The organism is Coleofasciculus sp. D1-CHI-01 (assembly GCF_040218875.1).
In the GTDB taxonomy this organism is placed as follows: domain Bacteria; phylum Cyanobacteriota; class Cyanobacteriia; order Cyanobacteriales; family Coleofasciculaceae; genus Coleofasciculus.
In genome coordinates, this window is the sequence record NZ_JAVJQP010000135.1 from 33,864 (window position 1) to 48,794 (window position 14,931).

Sequence of the window (14,931 nt, forward strand, 5' to 3'; positions counted from 1 at the left end):
TCGTTATCCCTTATTTGTGATAATTTCCTGCACGGCTTGCCGATGGTAGTTATAGGATGGCTGGGAAAAACAAGCAAAAATCACTTGCTCGATGGTTCTATTTCCTTCCAAAACCTGCTTAACTGTACCTACAGCTATTCTGGCAGCTCGTTCCGGCGGAAACCCATACGCGCCCGTACTAATTGCTGGAAAGGCAATACTACGAATATTATTTTGCTCAGCTAATTCCAAACTCCGGTAATAACAACTGGCTAACAAAGCATCCTCGCCATGATTACCATCCCGCCAAACAGGTCCCACGGTATGAATCACCCAATCGGCTGGTAGATTGTAACCCTGAGTAATTTTGGCATCACCTGTTTCACAGCCATTCAACCCTCGACATTCTGCCAACAAACCGGGTCCAGCCGCCCGATGAATCGCCCCATCCACACCACCGCCACCTAGCAGAGAGGTGTTTGCCGCATTGACAATCGCATCGACGCTTAACTGAGTGATATCCCCTTCAACGACATTTATTTTACCTGTTATCATGACTATTATCCTCCTGAGAAATAATACTGTTTCATTGGATTCATCACAGATCACCGATAGGTAAGCTCAGCAGTAGGGGGAACAGTTTTGGTGGTGTTGTAATAGGCGCGATCGCGTCTGGGTTAAGATCTGTAGAAAACCAAGACTCAGTAGACTCAGCCGATAAATGATACCATTAGCTACTCAACCTTCCCATAGATCATGCTCTGGAACCGTCTACCTTATGACTTATTTCTGGGAGGCTTCTTCAAGATTGAACTGACGCTCTAGCATAGTATGTTACCCACACCCTTACCATCTCAATCAAGAATGGATCAGCGCTGGCACAAATTCACGGAAATATTACAACGCCTGCATCAAGAAGGCATATACATTCATTCTGAACAATTAGCAGAATTTCTGTTGGCACATGGATTGCCCGTTGATTTGTGCTATGTCCCAGAACATTTGCACTCTAAAGCCATTCCAATCAATCAAAACTATCAGGGCGATATGGTATCCCTAGCTGAACAACCCGAACCCGATTGGGATTATTCCTGGATGAACGAAGTCCAAACGCCCATCGTCAAAAATAATCCCTGCTATAAAATTTAAGGAAAAAATAGCGATAGCTCCTCACATTTCCTGTGTCCAAATTCTCTAAAATTATAATTCAAGTCCGCTCAATTCCTCTGCTACCTGGAGCGGTATCCTCTGCGTACTCTGCGTTAAAAAAATATAATTCATACCACTGGACTTGATCTGACCGGGTAATCCTCAATTCACTTTCGCTTAACTCCTGACCCCTTACGACTACCTTTTCCCTTCCCTTTAGGTTGCTTTGATTCTGATGTCGGCGCAATCATTGGCACCGTAAAGTGAAACTGACAACCTTGGTCTTTACCCGCCGAGTCTGCCCAAATTTTACCGCCCCACCCATTGACAATTTGACGGCAAATTGCTAAACCCAAGCCTGTGCCACCTGTAGTCCGTCGCAGCGCCCCTTCTTCTTGATAAAAGCGATCAAAGACATCCTCTAGGCGATTCGGTTCAATCCCTCGCCCGGTATCGGCGACAGTCACTTTTAACATCGAATTACCATTGGTTTGAATCCCAATAGTAATTTCTCCTTGGGAGGAGGTAAATTTGCAGGCGTTGTCTAGGAGTTTGGCAAGGGTTTCTACCAGCCACTCACCATCGGCTTGGACTAAAGGCAGATCTGTGGGAACGTGAGCGATAATGTTCGGTCGCCGATCCTCTGACCAATGGACATTAATCCGGCTGAGGGCTAACTCAATGCACTCTTGTAGAGAAATGGCTTCTACATTCCATTCCACACGACCACTTTCCAGGCGCGAGAGGGTGAGAAAGTCTTGCACCAGTTTTCGCAGGCGTTCAGCGTCGTCAAGGGCGGTATTCAGCATCACCTGACGCAATTCTGGCGACATATCCGGTTCGCTGGCGAGACTTTCTAGGCAAACCTGAATCGTGGACAGGGGAGTGCGGAGTTCATGACCCGTGATTGCCACTAAGTTACTACGAGTCCGGTCAAGGGCGGCGAGTTGTTGGTTCAAATCTTGCAAATTCGCATAAGCTTCAGCTTGGATTAAGGCGACACCCACTTGAGTTGCGATCGCTTCGACGAGGGCAAGTTCTTCATCCTTCCACCGATAAGGGGTTTCGCCGCAGTGGTGTAACTCAACCATACCCAATAACCGACCCTGATAGAGTACAGGAACCATGAGCCACGATCGCATGCCAAAGGTTTGCACCAATTCCTTTAACTTAGAGGACGGGGAATTAGCCCTTTTGCTGGATGTCTGGTTCAGCCGAGGATCATGTTGGGTATCTTCTACGGAAATGGACTCTTGCTGTTCGACAATGGCTTGAAACAGAGTATTGTCTTTTAGGGGCCAAGGGCTACCTAGGGTGGAGCAAAGGAGCGTGCGATCGCGCCCTCGGGTTTCCAGGTACTCATGGGTAATCGTGGCTTGAGTATCCGTGGCTTTACAGCGGTAAATGAGACAACGACAAGAACCCATGGCTCGCCCTAACTCTTGCACCGCGATTTCCATAACTTCATGGGGATCGAGCGATCGCCGAATCGCTGTGCTAATCGAATTCACCAAACGCTCGCGTTGTTCTTGAGCCGCGATCGAGCTATAGGCTTTCAGCAGTTTATACTGACCCGCTTGTAAGTAAGTCACTAGCCGTTGCACAAACGGATCGGGATTGGGTGAGTCTTCCGGATTCAGATTTGAGGGTTGAGTTGAGCCAGAACTGATATACTCAGCTTTTGCCTGTTCGATTTTATCCGCTAACTCAGGTCGATAGGTGGCAATGCGATCCAGAAGCAACTCGGCGGCTTTGGCACTAACCGTCCGGTCAAATGTCCAAATTCCCTCAAAACGCCGAGACGTATCCATCTCCCCATTGGCGCTATTGGACACAGACGAACGTTTTTCTCGACAGATCAGACAGTTGGCATAGTGAGAACCAATCACCACTAAATGCCACTCGTGACTTAGGGCATCGCCCGGATCAAATGCCACGGTTTCGTGGTGATCTGAGCTATTCTTGAAATCCGTTTCTGGTGCGGCTAAGACATAGACATGAGGTGTCCGTTGGGCAATGCGCCGATAGCGATGGGCTTCCTGACGATAGAAGCGTTCTCGCTGAAAACAGGCGATAACCAACGGCTGCTCCGAACCAGCTAAGACCTGATCTTCCATCGCATGGGAGAGTGCGGTCAACGACGCTTTGAAATATACTTGTTGCCTCAGGTGGGGCATGGCTTGGAGTAAGTGAGCCAGCACCGAAGTTTTGATGATCATTCAAATAAGCGATAAGCAGTGTTTAGCTTGAGCTTGGCAACAAACCCTTGACAAATCCCCTTTTTTATGATTTTTATTTGCCATAATCCCCAATTGCTCGAGAGCAATCGGCAGGTATAGGGGATGCCATTCAGCAACGCGATTCGGCAAAGAACCGCTGTGGGTCATAATCGAGTTGATAACTTGTCCTATCAACCTATCGTACAAAAAAGAAGGTAACTTCCACCTAGCGAATCCGAGAAAATTCCTCTCTAGACTCCGGGGAAATGTCCAGGTGAGCGAATGTCTCGAACCCGATGTAGAGCAATTTGAAACCTCAAAGCCGATTTTAGGATGCTGGTAACGCTGAGGGTTCCTTGGTAAAACTGGAACGCTAGAATGCTTTAACTACTGAGAAACAAAATAAATTTCTTTTTACCCTGATTTTGTGGTGGAGTTACTTTCGCTGAGTGATAAGTAGGTGGACACAATTAAAGTTAGCGGTGGAGATCGTCATTCGTCATTCGTCATTCGTCATTCGTCATTCGTCATTCGTCATTCGTCATTTGTCATTCATCATTCGTCATTTGTCATTTGTCATACTCGCTATCCTTGAGAAGCAAGCTAAGTCCGTTGCAAGGGTTTGAGGCTTGTTAAGATAACTTCATAAGGTTGAGTTTATTTCCACCAACCTCCTTAGAGAATCGTATTCGTCTGGCTTGGTTGATTAATCGGAGGACTAAAAGAATGAGAATCCGGCAAACCTTAACCAGAAATAGATAAAAGTAATATTTTTATCAACCTAAATCTATATTTATTATGTCAAATTGTTTCCAGGTTGCTGGACATTAAAAACAAAACTTATTTAATAGTCTGGAGTTTAATCATTTTTTACTTAGTTTAGTTCCGATAGCACAAGTACCTAATGTCAATAAACCCAATAGCGGTGATGTTTCAGGAATAGGAGTTTTAAATTTTTTAGACTCAATGAAATTCATATAAGCTTTTTGATTGTTAGGGTTAAAAAAAGAATTCTCTGAACTCTGGAAAAGATTAAAACCGTAGGCGTCACCAACAGCCAAGACTTGACCACTATTGGCAAAAGGCTGAAATTCCACCATCGACCTGATTGATCCATTTGTACCAATCAGCATCCCTCCAGTGGGAGTAATATCGGTTACCATTGGGTCAATATCAGTGGCTAAGGATGTACCAAATGTTTGACCTCTTAGGTCGCCTAATGCGCCGACAGTAGTTGGAGAAACTGTATTTTTAAACGTGCCACCTGTAGGAGAATTGACACCACCGACAATACCTGCATATCGTGAACCGATCCCTAGTGATTTCAGTACCGAATTAGCCGAATTCTGTTCAGAAGGACTTGAATCAGATTCAACAATCACAAAACCACCCGTTTTGACAAAATTTCTCAGCACAGTACTTTCAGTGGGTGTCAGAATCGTTGAGGATGTTCCGTGAAAGAATATATCAACGTCAGCAAGATTTGCCTCGGTTAGGGTTGATACTCCTGGAAGAATAGTATGTGAACGCTCCAGAATACTTGATCTAAATGCACCGTATAGCAATGCACCCTTTCCGTCATTAAATAAGTCACCACCACGCTGATTAGCGCTGTTCCAACTTCTTAGGGTTAATGCACCTGCTGAAGTTCCTGCTAAAGCTTCTATAAGGATAGATATTGATAAAGTTATTGTTATTAATAGTTTATTCATGGTAGTAATGGTATAATCAGCTTCTTAATGTTCAGGATACATAAATTTAGAGTTTAACTCTCTAGTTTTTGGTCATATTCACAAACACTTTACATAGAGCAATGAATGAAGTCATTATTGATTTAAATGAGTATTAAGCACAAATTTACATAGATGAGAGATGACACCTGTCACTTCATCTACATTGATGAAACTATGCCAATATTTGTAAAAAAAGTTTATATTGTTTAAATAAACTTAACTATCTTAACCAAACAAACCATCATATTTATAAGATAAACTTATCAAGCCCCATAGATTTTATCTTCACACAATATTTAAAACTTACCCCTTGACAAAGGACAAATGACAAAGGACAAATGACAAAGGACAGACAAAGGACAAAGGAATGAATAAACTGTTGCCAGGTTTCTCCGAAGGGTTCCCTGTAGCGCTAAGAGTATGGTTAGTGTTTTTGCTATGTCTGGTTTTACTCGGATACTCAGTTCCCTTCAGTATTGTGGTGGGCGCTGTTGGGGGAATTGCTAGCGGCTGGGTTGTGGCTTGGTGGAATAGTAAAGATGAACCAAAGGAAGCACCCTCTGAACCCCAAGATGAGCCAGAGGAAGCCCCCGTCAAGTTAAGTGGATTAACCTTGGCGAAACAGCGTCGAGATGCTAGAGCGAGGAAGCGTTCCCAGAAAAACTCCACTCCATTGACGGGATTATTAAACAGAAGTAAGTAGAGCCACCTCGATAGAGCCAAAAATCCATACAAAATAGCGAGCGAGACGCTCGCACTACTGTTCTATATTCCCCGTTTCCTGTTCCCTCCCCTCACCGCAACACTTATTCAGCAAGCGCTAAGTGGTAAATTCAGATGCCACAATCATAGAACCAATTCCTTTATTGGTAAAAATTTCTAAAAGTAGAGCGTGGGGGATTCGACCATCAATAATATGAGCCGCCCGTACCCCCTGAGCCAGCGATCGCACACAACAGTTAACCTTAGGTATCATACCGCCAGCAACAACGCCCGATACCATTAACTCTCGTGCTTGTTGAATATCCAGCTTAGCCATGAGAGTGGAAGGATCTTTGTAATCCTGCAAAATCCCCGGAGTATCAGTGAGCAGAATTAACTTTTCCGCCCCCAAAGCGGCAGCAATTTCGCCAGCCACGGTATCGGCGTTGATATTATAGGCTTGACCTGTCTCATCGGCTGAAACACTTGACACAACTGGGATGTAGCCACTTTTGACCAAGGAGTCCACCAATTTAGTATCAACACTGCTGACTTCTCCGACAAAGCCAATCCCCTCGCGCCCTTCTGGACGAGCTTTGATTAAATTTCCGTCTTTACCGCAAAGTCCCACGGCTAAACCCCCAGCCCGGTTAATCAGAGAGACTAACTCTTTATTAACTCGACCCACGAGTACCATCTCCACAACATCCATCGTGGGTGCATCCGTTACCCGCAACCCATCCTTAAACTGCGGTTCAATCCCCAGCTTATCCAACCAGCTATTAATTTCTGGACCGCCACCATGAACCACAACGGGACGAACGCCGACACAGGATAAGAAGACAACATCCCGAATCACTTTATCTTTGAGGTTGCTATCCTTCATCGCCGCCCCCCCATACTTAACCACAACCGTTCGTCCTGCAAACTGCTGGATGTAAGGTAGGGCTTCACTGAGTATCTGCACACGGGTTGCTTCGGCTTCCCGGATTAAATCGTGATCGTTTTCTTGTACCATCGACAGGAACTGGAAGACCAATAAGATATCCCAAGCAGTTTAGATCATTTTTTTATCAAAAATCTCCCCCTGCTTCCAGACGTGCCATGGCACGTCTCTACATTGCTTCCCCTGCTTCCCCTGCTTCCCCTGCTTCCCCATCTCCCATCTTCGCCAAAATCCTCCACGCCAAAATCCTCCATGGGATAGAGTTGATTGCTACTCCTGAGAAGGATGCGATCGCGGCTAGATTGTCTTTGAATAAAGGGTGGAAGCGTTAACTTCTAAGATTTGCTAACTATTGAGAGAGGACATTCATACATGTTTATTAAACACTATCGTAAAAGCTTACCTGCCAGTGCGATCGCCTTAGCGCTGATGGCGGTGCTACTTCCCTCCTGCGCCGACACCACACAAGACGTTGTCACCGCAGGACAAGAGGAAGAAAACGTAACGGCTGAGGAAGTCGAGGAGAACACCGAACAACTATTCGGTCAAAGCGTGAGCATCAGAGGCGAAGTGAGAGAGGTTCTGGATAATGTCACCTTTACCCTCTCAGAGGATGAGCTTTTTGGTGATGAAATTATCGTGGTCAATACCTCCGGTGAACCCTTTATGCTGCCAGAAGAGGACGATGTTGAAGTCCAAGTCACCGGTGAAGTGCGTCAGTTTAATATGGTAGAGTTTGAGGAAGAATTCGACTTAGACTTCCAATTCGATACCGACTACGAACAACAGCCTGCGATTGTCGCTGAATCACTGGCACTTGCACCCAAACCCGGAGAAATTACCGAAGATCCTAGCCAATTCTACAATCAAACCGTGGCTGTAGAGGGTGAAGTGGAAGAAATTATGAGTAACAATACCTTTACCCTTGATGAAGATCAGTTAGCTGGTGGCGGTGATTTGTTAGTCTTCACCTTAGTCGCACCGGAGAGAACCATGGTTGAAGGGGAAGATGTTGTCGTGACGGGTGAGGTGCGTTCCTTTATCGCGGCTGAATTTGAGCGGGATTATGATTTAACCTGGGATTTGGATGTCAAACGCCAACTAGAAGCCGAATACGAGAATAAGCCTGTATTCATTGCTAAATCCATCTATCCCTCTGCTCAATAATAGTTAATCTGGTAGTATTGGTTATAGCAGTAGACACATCTATTAGGACAAAAGAACTGTTGTAGAGACGTTCCGGCGGAACGTCTCTACCTAAATGATGTATCCTTTTTCCCCGTCATGTAACGTGTCACACTAGAAGTAGCGATTCCGGAAAATCGAGAGGAAGCTTGGGCTATGACAATCTCCACTGAGAAAAAAGTTTGGACAGATGAGGAATTTATGGCACTGTCCAAAGATGGGCATTGTTATGAGTTAGTAAACGGGGAGCTTGTGAATATGGGCAATTCAGGGATGGAGCATGGCGGAATTGGCTCATTTCTGGGGGGGCTTCTGGCAATCTATGTTCGGCAACACAAATTGGGAACGGTTTGTGATTCTAGTACAGCGTTTACCTTAAAGAACGGCAACAAGCGATCGCCTGACGTCTCTTTTGTCTCTAAAGAACGGCTCAAGGGTTTAAAGCGTCCCCCTCGTGGGTTCTTTCAAGGTTCTCCTGATCTGGCGGTGGAAATTCTTTCTCCCAACAACACCGTTGAAGAAATCCACGACAAGATTGTGGAATATTTTGACAACGATACTCGCTTAGTTTGGGTGATTCATCCCGATGAAAAATATGTTCTGGTTTATAATTCGCCCGAACCCGATCGCTTACTTCGTCCTCAAGACGCGCTAGAGGGTGACGCGATCGTTCCTGGCTTTTCCATGTCGGTTGCTGAACTGTTTGAAGAGTGGGATTTTTAGCGATCGCTCAATTTTGATTTTCTACATAGAACTCAGGTCTTTTTTAGATCCCAGACTTATTGAAGAAGTCTGGGCAATAAAAGTTCACACTTTAGTTGTAGAAAAAACCTATGAATTATGGATTAAAAAGTAAGGTTTCTAATTCATAATTCATAAGAGTTAAAGAAAGTCTTAGATGTCTTGATTTTCTGGCGGCTGGCTAACCTGGCTTTTCACAGAGGTAGAAGCACCAGCCTAATTCACCTGCGGCGATTGCCTCTTGGGTTTTCTGAAAAGCAGCGCTCAAATCTGGATATTGCTCCTGAGCCAGCTCGGACACCAATTTGTAGCTCTTTTCCAAATGTTCACTTAAATCCTTGACCTGCAACACGTTAAATCCTAGCTCAGTGAGGTTTTCGGCATAGGATTCGCGGCTAAATGTCGGCTCAAACAGCAGTCGCTCATAAACGTATTTGCGGGTAGCCGCGCTGACTTCCTTGACTGGCGTGACCAAATCATCAAACAAGAAAATACCTCCTTCTTTGAGAACACGGTAAGCCTCCGCCAGAGCCTTCTTTAGTTCAGGGATGTGGTACAGAGCGCCTTGACTCCAGGCATGGGTAAAGGAACCATCTGGAAAAGGCAGATTAGTGGCTGATTTCTTTTGGAAGTTCAGGCGCAGAGACGGAAAATTACTAGCCTTGCGTCGAGCATTGTCGATATAATTGCCACTGAGATCGATACCGACGACCTCACATCCTGTCTGTTGAGCCAGCCAGATAGCTGCGTTGCCATTTCCACAAGCAACTTCTAGCACCCGAGACTCGGCAGTAATACCGCTTTGTTCCAACATATATTCATCCCAGCGCTTGCAGGCGGGTACAAAGTCCTCAGCCTGAGCCTCGGCTAAGTTGTTGAAATAGCCCCAGTGGAGACTCCCTTCTGGGTTCCAGAAGTTACGGAAACGTTTGTCTCGTTCCTGATCATCAAACAACGCCTCGGTGTCAGATTCTGTAAATCGACTTGGTGTCATGGTTTCCTATGCTGATTTAATTTAGGCTATTTACCCTAAAAAGCATACAATGTATTCTGGATTCTGGGACTCGTTAAGTAGACATTACATTTTATAAACTTAAGTGAATCCAATGCGATCGCTATTCCATGGTTTGAAGATACTAGCAAAAGGTTAAGAACATGAGCATTTTTACAAGAATTGAGTCGGAAGTCCGCAGCTACTGTCGATTATTTCCCACCGTCTTTACCAAGGCAGTGGGAGATCATTTAATCGATGAGAACGGGCGCACCTACATAGACTTCTTGGCAGGTGCTGGTGCTCTCAACTATGGGCATAATAATCCCAAACTCAAAAAGCCCCTCCTAGAATACATTGAGTCAGATGCCATAACTCATAGCCTTGATATGTTCACCGCTGCAAAGGGGAGGTTTCTCGAATGTTTCGAGGAGATAATCTTAATACCGCGAGGACTCAACTATAAAGTTATGTTTACCGGTCCTACGGGAACCAATTCAGCCGAAGCCGCGTTGAAGCTTGCCCGTAAAGTGACAGGTCGAAAAACCGTTATCTGTTTCACGAAAGGATACCACGGTCATACCTTAGGCGCTCTAGCAGTAACCCCGAATCCAGTCTATCAAAAAGCCGCAGGGATTCCCCTTGGTAATGTGTTAACGGTTCCCTTCGAGGAGCAATCTGGCAGCAAAGACGATAGTCTTAATCAGTTGGAAAAACTGATCGATGACTTGAGCCGAAATCAGGAAAAACCCGCCGCCGTTATCCTAGAAACCGTGCAATCTGAAGGCGGAATTAATGTGGCGAGTGTGCCTTGGCTCAAGCGCCTTGCCCAGATTACTCAAGAGCAAGGAATTTTGCTTATTGTTGATGATATCAAAGTTGGGTGTGGTCGAACCGGTCCGTTCTTTAGCTTTGAGCGAGCTGGGTTAAAACCGGATCTGGTTTGTCTGGCTAAATCCTTAAGTGCTTATGGAAATCCGATGGCTGTGGTGTTGATTCGACCAGATTTAGACGGCTGGCAACCTGGAGAACATAGCGGCACATTCCGAGGCAATAATCTCGCCTTTGTTACCGCCACGGCGGCTTTGGAAGCCTACTGGAAAACCGATGCTTTTTCCCAGGAAATCGTTGAAAAAGGTGAACTCATGAAGCAGCGACTCCAAGAGATGATTGCTGATTATCCTGAAATCGGCGGCGCACATCGAGGACTGGGTTTGATTCAAGGAATCGCCTGCAAGCTACCTGGATTAGCGAAAAAAGTTAGTCATGAAGCGTTCCAACGGGGTTTAATCTTTGAACCAATGGGTGTGGACAAAGAAGTGATTAATCTTCAGTCTACACTAACGATTGATTTTGATACGTTGAACCAGGGGCTAGATATTTTGGATAAAAGTATCGCGGCGGCGCTCTCAAACTGACTCGCTCAAACCGGCGGCGGCTAAAAGTTCTGTCAATACGTTGCCATGAAATTCCCAGGGAAAAGTCTCAATGGTAAAAGCTTGAACTGCCGTATCGCCATCTACTGCTGGTCCTTCATTGACAAGAGTTATCAAAATATGTTTATCCATCTCTAACGTGAATCCCTCAGTTAACCGAGATTTCCAGTCAACTCGCAGCAAAGCCAGAGCGGTAAGTAATCCCATTGCTCCCCAATTGCATACTCCGCAAACGATTAGGTGATGGCAAGGAATACTACAGGCAATTCGTTCTCCATGCTTGACGGTTTTGGCAATTAGATCTCTAGAAAGCTTGCCCATGCCGAGTTCATTGCCAAGATCCGCAATTCCGATGGAGATTACTTTAGGATGAGCAAACAGTAGTTGCAAAGGGGCTGTACAATCAGTGATATCATCTCCCCTGATATTATGGATAGAACCATCGTAACTAGGACCTGCTCTGTCAATGGCAATAACATGGGAAACCGGGGGTTCGGCACTTTGCCAGCATTTGAGAATAGAGGAAACAGAGGGATCTTCGGCACTGGCAGCATCCATAGGAACGACATCACAAGCAACGTCAGTCGATACTCCTGCTGCCCAAGCAGCAACCTTGACAGCATTTAAACATAAGGGATCGGTAACCAAACGCACCGGAACCCCAACTCTTTGAAGTCCCGCAGCTAGGTGAGCGCAACCGATGGGTCCATCTGTTTCTGCTGCTGGAGGAGTTCCGTGAGGAACAAAAAAACCTGTGATAATCGCCACATGGGGGGATGGATGTTCGGCGATGGAGCAAGCCGCAGCCAGTAACCCCCCCTTGGTAGCATGGACAAGTGGCTCTATCCTATTACCGACATCCCGTCCACAGATGGTTTCAATTTGTTCTATCCGAGTTAGGACTTCTGGAGAATTGTCAATGACAGCACTCATCGGCATTTATTTATATGCTCCTCTTGGACAACTTCGTTGACGACTTTTTCCAGGAGATTTAGCCCCTTCTCCAATATCTCGTCCGAAACGGTTAAAGGTGGGAGACAGCGAATCACCTGCCCCTGGGCACCAGCATTTTCCATGATTAGCCCTTTGGCAAAGGCTGTCCGGAGGATTTGATCAGCTAGGTTGCCATCTTGGCAGTCTAACCCCTGGATCATACCTCGTCCTCTGACAGAAAAACCTTTTGATCTGTTATTTTTGGCAATTGCCTCCAACCGGGATTGCATTCGGGCGCCTTTTTCTTTGACGGTGGCAGATAAACTGTCGTCTTGCCAATAGATATCCAAGGCAGCTTTAGCGGTGACAAAGGCGAGGTTTGGTCCTCTAAATGTACCACTATGTTGTCCTGGTTTCCACTGATCGAATTCGGGTTTAATCAGTACCAATGAAAACGGCAACCCGAAACCACTTAAGGATTTGGAGAGGGTAACAATATCAGGTGAAATACCGATGTCTTCAAAACTGAAAAAGGAACCGGTTCGTCCACATCCGACTTGGATATCGTCCACAATTAAGATGACATCATATTTACGACAAACGTTTTCGAGCGATCGCAACCACTCAAATCTTGCCACATTCACCCCACCTGCTCCCTGAATGGTTTCGACAATCACCGCAGCGGGAAGTGTTACCCCACTGCCTACATCGGAAAGGACTTTGTCGAGGTACTCTGTTGTATCAATAGCCTCACCCAAGTACCCATCATAGGGAATAAAGGTAACACCTGTGGTTGATATTCCTGCCGCTGCTCGCTGAGAAGCTTTGGCAGTTGTGGCTAAGGAACCCAGGGTTACGCCATGATAGCCATTAGAAAAGGCAATTACATTTTCTCGCCCTGTTATCTTGCGAGCCAGTTTCAGCGCTGCCTCTACTGCATTGGTTCCTGTTGGTCCTGGAAACTGAACTTTATAATTTAATTGCCTAGGTTCAAGAATAATGGCGGCAAAGGTTTCGAGAAATTCCTCTTTCGCCACCGTTGCTAAATCCAGACCATGAATTATACCATCAGACTCGATATAACGGATTAGTCGTTCTTTGAGTTGGGGGTTGTTATGTCCATAGTTTAGCGTACCCACTCCACAGAGGAAGTCAATATACTTAAATCCTTGTTTATCTTCTAAAATAGCGCCTTGTGCCTTCTTAAACACCGTGGGGAATAAACGGCTATAGCTTCGCACATTGGATTCCAATTCATTGAAGATTCTCATCCGATTAGTCTCAGTCTTTCCTATACGTTTTGCCAGCGTTCTTAAGCTTTGCCTAGAGTTGTCTGACTTTACCCGTGAAGTGATTATCCCAAAATACAAGGCAATTCTCCCCCCGAAAAAACCAGTGGAGGATTAGCCTAAGAAAATACGTTCTAGTTCTCTGGTTGCATCACTATAGGTGGTTCTGGCATGTGCCATACATTCGTTATCCCAAAGCAAACAGGAGTATTGTGCCATGCGAATCGCTAGGTGATTTTGCTCGTAATAGTCGATAAATCGGTCGGTAATTTCTGCCAAAAATGGATCGGGAGTAAAGGGCTTGAGGTTCTCTGGATCGGGGCTGTAGTCACCGTATTTAATATAGTTGCAAGAAAACCGTAAAATAGGCTTGTTCCCCGAAAATGATAAGATGGGATGAATGGCACCTTCGGTGCGGTTGGCATGGACGCCTCCAGAGGCACCAAAATAGTGCCGCGTCTCCATGAGTTTTTTCTTTTCTGCTTCGGTAAGCGTCTTGACAAATCCTTCTACATAAGCTAACGTGGTCATGCCACCACCACAATTCGCCGGCTTCTTGCACCAAAGCGCTAGATATTTCGGTGGGTTTTGATAATCGCTGGCTTCGAGGTGAGGCAGCAAAACCCGTTGACCTCGGGCGTCGGACAAGTTCACAAATTTAGATTCCCATTTGACGTGGAATATCTCTTGCCCGTATTGCCGTTTTAACGCCTCACCTGTGACCAATTTAGCCCATTCTATCCAGTTAAAACTGGGGTTTTCTGTTTCTACATAGATAAAGCTATTTTGCTGGAGAACTTGCTGCAACTTTGAAATTGAAGTTTCTGAGCAATCCACTAAATCTTTTGGCAAACCCGTCACCATAAATTCTGTATCCTATTTAACTGTTTATATTCACCAACAGCATTATACAGAGACAGGAAACTAGACCAAACAAAATATTAATATTTTGTTACAAAAAATCAAAATAAACTCAGTTTTTAGATCCACGTAAAGGTTGATATACAAGTAGAGACGTTCCGCCGGAACGTCTCTACCATAAGATTCGTCCTAACCGCTATGGCGATTGCGATATCACCTCAAAGGACTGCACTTGTAGGACTGGACCAATCATAGCCATCGTCATGACATCCTCTCGCACCTCTCCTTGTACCTTCACATTCAAGTTAGGTTGCTGTAACTCATCGGGGACATCCTGAAGTTCATAGGTTTCTCCAGCATCGGCAACCAATGCCCAAGTCCCGACGCCAATATCCTTGTGTTCGATTTTGCCAGTAACCGTAATGCTCATGCAAATCTCCCTTCTTCTTTAGCCGGATCTCGCATTCATCTACGTCTTGTATTCTTTGAATCAAGCGTAGATGAATGCGAGTCAGGATGTAAGTTGTTCACAAATTCCTTTTCTCCATAAATAGGGTTGGATAGAACGTCTATTTCTTCGTGTTTGCTCTAAATTAAGAGGTTGACATCGCACCTGAGTTGTACCAAATGGTCTACTATCTTTGTTAACTACTAGCACTTTTGTCATTGGTTTGAACTAGATGAAGTTCATCTCTTGCGAGTGGTTCACTTCGCCAATGTTATGAAGGGTTTATTGTTCTAGACACTCTTCCTACCCATCAGAACTG

The 14,931-nt window shown here is 45.3% G+C and carries 15 protein-coding genes; 6 read left to right on the plus strand and 9 right to left on the minus strand.

The window, feature by feature from the left end:
- Positions 1-3: 3 nt before the first annotated feature.
- The gene (locus RIB93_RS24220; RefSeq protein ID WP_446376452.1) at positions 4-534 is read right to left on the minus strand and encodes an O-acetyl-ADP-ribose deacetylase; all 531 of its coding nucleotides are present in this window, start codon (positions 532-534) and stop codon (positions 4-6) included.
- Positions 535-810: 276 nt separating this feature from the next.
- Here RIB93_RS24220 and RIB93_RS24225 point away from each other — a divergent pair, with 276 nt between their 5' ends.
- Complete coding sequence (locus tag RIB93_RS24225; RefSeq protein WP_446376454.1) at positions 811-1,128, plus strand: hypothetical protein; 318 nt, start codon at positions 811-813, stop codon at positions 1,126-1,128.
- Positions 1,129-1,295: 167 nt separating this feature from the next.
- Here RIB93_RS24225 and RIB93_RS24230 read toward each other — a convergent pair whose 3' ends face one another.
- Together RIB93_RS24230 and RIB93_RS24235 are read right to left on the minus strand one after the other, a co-directional pair.
- Positions 1,296-3,347, minus strand: coding sequence for a DICT sensory domain-containing protein (locus RIB93_RS24230; protein ID WP_446376456.1), 2,052 nt, complete (start codon positions 3,345-3,347; stop codon positions 1,296-1,298).
- 863 nt (positions 3,348-4,210) lie between these two features.
- A complete protein-coding gene (locus RIB93_RS24235) occupies positions 4,211-5,059 on the minus strand; it encodes a hypothetical protein (RefSeq protein WP_446376458.1) in 849 nt (282 codons plus the stop codon).
- A 388-nt stretch (positions 5,060-5,447) separates the two neighbouring features.
- On the opposite strand from RIB93_RS24235, the gene RIB93_RS24240 reads away from it, so the two are divergent.
- Entirely contained in the window at positions 5,448-5,783 is a 336-nt protein-coding gene (locus RIB93_RS24240) for a hypothetical protein (protein WP_446376460.1), read from the plus strand.
- Between the two features lie 117 nt (positions 5,784-5,900).
- Here RIB93_RS24240 and argB read toward each other — a convergent pair whose 3' ends face one another.
- A complete protein-coding gene (argB, locus tag RIB93_RS24245) occupies positions 5,901-6,800 on the minus strand; it encodes an acetylglutamate kinase (protein WP_446376462.1) in 900 nt (299 codons plus the stop codon).
- A gap of 86 nt (positions 6,801-6,886) precedes the next feature.
- On the opposite strand from argB, the gene RIB93_RS24250 reads away from it, so the two are divergent.
- The 3 genes from RIB93_RS24250 to RIB93_RS24260 all read left to right on the plus strand — a co-directional run bounded on the left by RIB93_RS24250 (position 6,887) and on the right by RIB93_RS24260 (position 8,636).
- Entirely contained in the window at positions 6,887-7,060 is a 174-nt protein-coding gene (locus RIB93_RS24250) for a hypothetical protein (RefSeq protein ID WP_446376464.1), read from the plus strand.
- A 40-nt stretch (positions 7,061-7,100) separates the two neighbouring features.
- A complete protein-coding gene (locus tag RIB93_RS24255; RefSeq protein ID WP_446376466.1) occupies positions 7,101-7,895 on the plus strand; it encodes a hypothetical protein in 795 nt (264 codons plus the stop codon).
- Between the two features lie 174 nt (positions 7,896-8,069).
- A complete protein-coding gene (locus tag RIB93_RS24260) occupies positions 8,070-8,636 on the plus strand; it encodes a Uma2 family endonuclease (RefSeq protein ID WP_446376468.1) in 567 nt (188 codons plus the stop codon).
- A 199-nt stretch (positions 8,637-8,835) separates the two neighbouring features.
- On the opposite strand, the gene RIB93_RS24265 is transcribed toward RIB93_RS24260, so the two are convergent.
- Positions 8,836-9,648 (minus strand): class I SAM-dependent methyltransferase, encoded by an 813-nt coding sequence (locus tag RIB93_RS24265; protein WP_446376470.1) that lies wholly within the window; start codon positions 9,646-9,648, stop codon positions 8,836-8,838.
- A gap of 161 nt (positions 9,649-9,809) precedes the next feature.
- Here RIB93_RS24265 and ectB (RIB93_RS24270) point away from each other — a divergent pair, with 161 nt between their 5' ends.
- On the plus strand, positions 9,810-11,063 hold the full coding sequence (gene ectB, locus RIB93_RS24270; RefSeq protein WP_446376472.1) for a diaminobutyrate--2-oxoglutarate transaminase: 1,254 nt from the start codon (positions 9,810-9,812) through the stop codon (positions 11,061-11,063).
- Here the strand turns inward: ectB (RIB93_RS24270) and RIB93_RS24275 are convergent.
- The 4 genes from RIB93_RS24275 to RIB93_RS24290 form a co-directional block, all read right to left on the minus strand.
- Complete coding sequence (locus RIB93_RS24275) at positions 11,055-12,014, minus strand: glutamate cyclase domain-containing protein (protein ID WP_446376474.1); 960 nt, start codon at positions 12,012-12,014, stop codon at positions 11,055-11,057. The genes ectB (RIB93_RS24270) and RIB93_RS24275 overlap by 9 nt on opposite strands.
- Positions 12,011-13,285: a diaminobutyrate--2-oxoglutarate transaminase gene (gene ectB / locus RIB93_RS24280; protein ID WP_446376476.1), complete on the minus strand. Its 1,275-nt coding sequence runs from the start codon at positions 13,283-13,285 to the stop codon at positions 12,011-12,013. Before ectB (RIB93_RS24280) ends, RIB93_RS24275 begins: the two co-directional genes overlap by 4 nt.
- Positions 13,286-13,417: 132 nt before the next feature.
- The gene (locus RIB93_RS24285; protein ID WP_446376478.1) at positions 13,418-14,167 is read right to left on the minus strand and encodes a TauD/TfdA family dioxygenase; all 750 of its coding nucleotides are present in this window, start codon (positions 14,165-14,167) and stop codon (positions 13,418-13,420) included.
- Between the two features lie 193 nt (positions 14,168-14,360).
- Positions 14,361-14,594, minus strand: coding sequence for a hypothetical protein (locus RIB93_RS24290; protein ID WP_446376480.1), 234 nt, complete (start codon positions 14,592-14,594; stop codon positions 14,361-14,363).
- Positions 14,595-14,931: the final 337 nt, after the last annotated feature.

Bases quoted from the DNA above. Each gene is read 5' to 3' on its own strand.
- RIB93_RS24285 (WP_446376478.1), bottom strand. From the start codon at position 14,167: ATGGTGACGGGTTTGCCAAAAGATTTAGTGGATTGCTCAGAAACTTCA.
- RIB93_RS24230 (WP_446376456.1), bottom strand. From the start codon at position 3,347: ATGATCATCAAAACTTCGGTGCTGGCTCACTTACTCCAAGCCATGCCC.
- RIB93_RS24290 (WP_446376480.1), bottom strand. From the start codon at position 14,594: ATGAGCATTACGGTTACTGGCAAAATCGAACACAAGGATATTGGCGTC.
- RIB93_RS24265 (WP_446376470.1), bottom strand. From the start codon at position 9,648: ATGACACCAAGTCGATTTACAGAATCTGACACCGAGGCGTTGTTTGAT.
- RIB93_RS24235 (WP_446376458.1), bottom strand. From the start codon at position 5,059: ATGAATAAACTATTAATAACAATAACTTTATCAATATCTATCCTTATA.
- RIB93_RS24250 (WP_446376464.1), top strand. From the start codon at position 6,887: ATGGCACGTCTCTACATTGCTTCCCCTGCTTCCCCTGCTTCCCCTGCT.
- RIB93_RS24225 (WP_446376454.1), top strand. From the start codon at position 811: ATGTTACCCACACCCTTACCATCTCAATCAAGAATGGATCAGCGCTGG.
- RIB93_RS24255 (WP_446376466.1), top strand. From the start codon at position 7,101: ATGTTTATTAAACACTATCGTAAAAGCTTACCTGCCAGTGCGATCGCC.
- ectB (WP_446376472.1), top strand. From the start codon at position 9,810: ATGAGCATTTTTACAAGAATTGAGTCGGAAGTCCGCAGCTACTGTCGA.
- RIB93_RS24260 (WP_446376468.1), top strand. From the start codon at position 8,070: ATGACAATCTCCACTGAGAAAAAAGTTTGGACAGATGAGGAATTTATG.
- RIB93_RS24220 (WP_446376452.1), bottom strand. From the start codon at position 534: ATGATAACAGGTAAAATAAATGTCGTTGAAGGGGATATCACTCAGTTA.
- argB (WP_446376462.1), bottom strand. From the start codon at position 6,800: ATGGTACAAGAAAACGATCACGATTTAATCCGGGAAGCCGAAGCAACC.
- ectB (WP_446376476.1), bottom strand. From the start codon at position 13,285: ATGAGAATCTTCAATGAATTGGAATCCAATGTGCGAAGCTATAGCCGT.
- RIB93_RS24275 (WP_446376474.1), bottom strand. From the start codon at position 12,014: ATGAGTGCTGTCATTGACAATTCTCCAGAAGTCCTAACTCGGATAGAA.
- RIB93_RS24240 (WP_446376460.1), top strand. From the start codon at position 5,448: ATGAATAAACTGTTGCCAGGTTTCTCCGAAGGGTTCCCTGTAGCGCTA.